General features: G+C 59.7%; 1 protein-coding gene and 1 pseudogene. Both read right to left on the bottom strand.

Features of this window, described 5'->3' with window-relative positions; genetic code table 11:
- Window positions 1–3,811: right-handed parallel beta-helix repeat-containing protein (locus CHEJ32_RS25975; protein WP_198023922.1), on the bottom strand; the 3,811-nt coding region annotated here is incomplete at its 3' end.
- A gap of 939 nt (window positions 3,812–4,750) precedes the next feature.
- Window positions 4,751–5,257 (bottom strand): annotated as a pseudogene (locus CHEJ32_RS27550) (right-handed parallel beta-helix repeat-containing protein); the annotation flags it as partial.

The raw sequence follows: 5,257 nt of genomic DNA, 5'->3' as shown, positions 1-5,257 counted from the left end.
CGACGGCAAAGCCTTGAAAGCGGTTGGTGAAGGTGCAGAGGAGGTCGGCCCCGGCCCTGGCGTTCCCGGCCGGGATGACGAGCGTCTTGCCGTCGCTGACCGAGCCGATCACCTGGCCGGCGGGATTGCCGGTCGCCGCCGCCCTTCGGTCCTCGCAGCGGGCGCTCTCCAGCACCCAGCCCGCCGGAATGGCCTCGACGATCCGGGTCTCCACATCGGCGGCGGCAAGCGGAACACCTCCCCCCTCCACGGCCTCCCCCGGCGTGATCGTCTCCACCGCATAGCTGCCATCGGCGGGAAAGCCATTGGCATTCGCCGCCGCCCCGGCAAAGCCGAACCGCCCAACCCCGCCGACACTCACTTTCGCGATGGTGACAAACGGCACCGAGACGGCCAGCGCATTGGCGCTGAACTCGGACGTGTCGCCCACCGCCCCGCCCTCGGCCGTCTCACGGATCAGGATGGCCGTGACATGGTCCGTGCCGGCAACGAGGTCACCGGGGGAAAGGGTAAGGGTGCCATCCAGCACGCCGCCCGAAAGGCCGGTCAGGGCGCCGAGAAAGGTCCCGCCTTCACCTGCCTGCAGACCGTCCGTACCGATATCGCCCGCCGTCCCCGGCGCCACTTTGTAGACCTCGAGCCGGAAAGTGCCGGTGGCGCAGTAACTGCCGGAAAGGCGCAGCGTGTTGTCGACAAGAATGGCGGAGGCGAGCACGGGCCGTCCGAGCTGCGTGCCGTTGACCTGGCAGGCCGAGGAGATCGTCACGCCGTTCGGCGAATCACTCGGCGTGTTGTCGATCGCATTGCCGGCATTGCCGCCGAACTGATTCTCGCTCAGCCGGTTCCCGGCGCTGTTGCTGCGCTGGAGAATACCGGGGCCGCTCGTGCTGCCGACCAGCTTGTTGTAGGTCACCGTGTTGTTCGAGCCGGCAGTTATCCGGATCGCTGCACCCTCGCTGCCTGTGCCGCGATTGTCGCTGACCGTGTTTTGCGTGAGTAGGCTGTCGCCGCCATTGTCGCGCAGTTCTATGCCCGTCATTCCCGCCTGCGTCACGAGATTGCCCTGCACCGAGATGCGGGATGAAGTCTCGAGGCTGATGCCGCTGCCGCCGGTCCTACTTATCTCGTTGTTGCTGATGACGTAGTTTCCGACTGTGGACTGGGTGACGGCCGTAAGATCGATGCCGCTATCCCGAACCGCCCTCATATAATTGTTCGAAATTTCGAAACTGCCCGACGTCATGTTGGCAATCCGGATCCCGGAGGACAGGGTTCCCGCAGCGGCCACCCCATTTGGCAGGACGCCGAGGACGTTTCCTTGCAGCATGAGGCGGGTGATCGCTCCTGATGCCGTCTTGGCGATGCCGCCGCCCGCACTGCCTGTGGTTCCGAAAACGCCGAAATTTTGGATCGTAGTGTCGTTCGCGCCCGCAGCTATGGTGAGTGCATCCGCAGCAAGGCCGTTGGCGATGGCAAGTTTCGGGCTTGCTACCTGGCTGAGGATGGCCGCGTTCCAATCGGCGCCGACGAGCCCGCCCGACCCGATTGCGGCGGGAAGAAAGGCCACCGTCCCATTCGCATTGTCATACGCTTTGCCTTCAATAGTGGTGCCCGCGGCTGTTAGCGGCGGCAATTGTGTAGTAGGAGCAACCTCCCACCAGTCGTTGCCATTCATGGCGATAGCCGGCACGAAGCGCATTCTGTTGGCGCCGCCATCGGGCTCACCACCGCCACCCGACGTGGCGGTGATCGCATTGGCGTTGGCAATGAACTGGCGCAGCGAGCCCTGACCGCCATTGTTCACATTCGTCACCACATTGAAGGAAAAACCGAAATCAACCCCGGAGACCGATGCAGATCCATCGGAAACCACGCGGATCACATGTTCCTTGGAATTGAGCGTCGTCGTCCCGCTGTCGGCCACGGCGCCTCGCCTGCCGCCATAGCAGGCGCCGTTCGCCGGATTAGCGGCGATACCGGCTGTCGTCGTCGCGTTCTGCTGCGTATAGCTAAGATCGCTGCTTACGCACAGCGGGCCGTAGCCCGTTCCACCAGCTGTCCCGCTGTTGCCGGTTCCGGCACTTGCATAAGTCTGCTCCGCAATCACACCGGACGTACCGGCAGACGTCACAGTCGGAGCGTCAACCGCGATGTAGGCCGCCTCTCCAGCGAAGAGGCCAACCATGCTGTATGTACCGTCTGTCTGTGTGGTCGCTGATGCGATCTCGGTGCCGCTGGCGTTGAACAGCCTGACAGTTCGCCCACTGATACCAGGATTCCTTGCGTCACCGGCACCTTGCCCGGCGGCGAGCAGATCAGCATCGATGTCCTCAAAAACCCGCCCGGAAACCGAAATTGGCATAACCTCAAGACAGATATCCTGGATATCGTTGGCAAACCTGGAATCGATGGACGTGATATTTTCCGCTGTGTTTGTAAACGCAGGCAACGTTTGCGCACAGCTGGTATTCGCCTGCCCCGGTACGTTGGTGACGTCAACGCTGATTGTCGCGGTTGCACCTTGCGCGATTCCGAGCCCGCTTACTTGGATCGCGGTATTGCCGGGAGCAGCTACCGTGGGCGTTCCTATGGTTCCCGTGGATGACCAATTCAGCGGGCTTTTGACCCTGAGATTTGCAGGCAAAGTATCGGTGAAGCTCAGGTTCGTCTGGTTCGAAGCGCCCGATTCCGTATTGCGGATTGTGAATGTGTAAGTGGCTGTCTGCCCGCTTGCAATCCGAGCAGGCGCGACCGATTTTGTAAGCGCGGGCCCTGCCATGTCGACTGATACAAAGTAGGCGCCGCTTACCAAAGTGTCCCCACCGGTGCTCGCTTGCCGGAGTGTTATGTTGATGGGTGTACTGCTCGGGAGGAAAATGGGCTCGACGGCACCGGTACTGGTGTTTTGACCCGTTCTGGCGTCGAAAATGCTAGCGTCATAAAAACTTGAACAGGCGTTGGTACCGCCGGTAAACCCGCTGTTGGGATTACGCTGAGCCCAGCACCGGCCACGGAACTGAAGATTGCCGCCATCCGTCTGAACATTATTGTTGGCGGCAAATGCGATTGACCCGTTGAGAGTATCATTCGCCACGTTTGTTTCGGGATGCAACAGACGCCGCGCGACGCCGCCATTGTTTCCGATGATAAGGAGTTCGTCGGTGAGGCCTGCATTACCCTGTGAGCCTGTAAGGCCTACTATGGCGTTTATCGTGCCGGAAGCCGGAAGGAGGACGCCCGTGATCGTGGTTTGGACTTGCGAGTTAGCAAATCGCTGCCAATTGTCTGCAACCACGACATAGCGGAGCTTCGACGCGGGATTTTTGTAGACCACAATGATAGACCAACCCCCGCCAGACGAAGTCGATGCGGTCGGCACTCCCATGGTATAGGTGCCGGTCCCGCCAGCTCGAACTCTGTTCGTTACATCAAAAACAAGCTGATTTATATTTCCGGCAGTACCACTACTACATGTAACGCCGGTCGTTGCTCTTGACGCCAAATATTCCGAGCTGGACGACGCCAAAGATACGTAAACTCCACCGGGAGGCTTGAACAATATTCTCTGAAAACAGTAGTTGTAACTTTCAACGTACAGAAACGCCTTATAGATCGCCGATCCTGTGGGTAGTACAAGATCTGCAGAACTTGAAATCCCAGTCGCGGCATCGCTGTCCACATCAATTGCCGTATTGTTATTCCACCAGGAATTTCCTACCAGCGTGACACCACCTCTTAAGCTCTCTTGCAGACGCGTCACGAGTTGCGCATCGGCTGGGGAAATCGCTCCGAGCAAAATGAGCGCGCCCATCAGAACTCTTGTTGGAAAGATGGCCGCCCCCCGAAGTATCGGCTCCAAGCGATGTATCAGTGACAATGCCGGTCCTGCGGAGTGATCCTCTCCCCTCGCTGTTATCGGTTCTCTATCATTGCATGCTATTACGGTGGCCAAGTAGCGAAACAGGATGAGTATACCGAGTTGCAATCGGCTGTTGTCTTGGCCTTTCGTCATCAAGGGTCTCGCCTCTGACGCCATTGCCATCTCGTCATCAACACTGCCGAACGTTGTATCCTGCTCGGATCAACCGCTTCGCGCATGTGTCGATGGAGCAAATGTCATGGGCGCGTGGTCGTATCGAATCTCATATGGAAAAGATCGTGCTGGGGCGCCTGAGGGTAAAATAACCGGGTGCCGTCCTGACCGCATACTGCTCCCGATCGATGCCAATCTCGAACGAGCCTGGTTCTTGGCGTACCGTGTTCTGGTGCAGATCTAACCAGCGGTCCTTGTACCGACTGCTTCGTCGCTGGCCGGTGGAGGCAGACTGTCAGGCGAGCCCGGGCGGGTTATCGATAACCTGGATCGGTGCGTCGAGCACGTGTTGTGCGGCAGATGGCTGGACGTGGTGATGGCCATCCAATCTTATCCGGTACTCCTGCGACCTTCGCCAGCACGTCGCCGGAGCACCAGTGCTCGCCATCCACACGCCTCCTGCACCAGATTGAGCATCGTTCTTGACGGCGACCACGCTCGCGCCTGAGATCAACGCGAGGGAGCTAGAAAGAACGGCCGCGGCTAATAGCATGTAGTCAGCTAGCCGGCACTCAGGCATGCCCCCGGCAATGCCTTTTTCCTAAATCGTGATTTATATTGATTTCTACAGCGGTGCTGAAGTTGCGAAGATGGCTAGAGCCTGTGCAAGTAACCTCGCTGGATTTGTGAAAGTAAAATAAGCAATCGTTTCTGATCCTACTCCTGGACTTTGACCCTGAACCGGACTTCGCCCTTTGCGCCTGGTATCATTGAGCCGGTGCACAGCCATCTGAGATCGCCCTGATAGCCCGCGGTTCCGCCGCCGGCCGGCAGGTCTGGCTGGCAGACAACGCCGGAAGGTTGCTGCTCGACCCAGATCGCCTGGGCAAGGCTGGTGTATTCCGGCGTCATGTCCAGCACCCGCACCTGGTCGATCCGGCTGGCCGACGGATTTTGGAAAATCACCTGATACTCCAGGATATTGCCGGGCGCGCTGCTGCTGGTGGTAGAGAAGGAGGTTTCGTTCAGCGTCACATTGCGCACCCGCTTCAGCACCTGCACCGCACCGTCCGCCACCACCACCCGGTCGATGTTCTCCAGCGGGGCGAGCATCGCCTGGGTGATGCCGAGGGTGGTCGTCGCGGTCAGTTGGTAGCGCAGCCGCGCCCCCCGTGGCGTGACGGCCGAGCTCTGCACCCGCACCAGGAGACAGACCACCACGCC

This window comes from Chelativorans sp. J32 (assembly GCF_000518985.1).
Lineage (GTDB): Bacteria > Pseudomonadota > Alphaproteobacteria > Rhizobiales > Rhizobiaceae > Chelativorans.
This window is presented reverse-complemented; position numbering and strand designations above follow the sequence as displayed.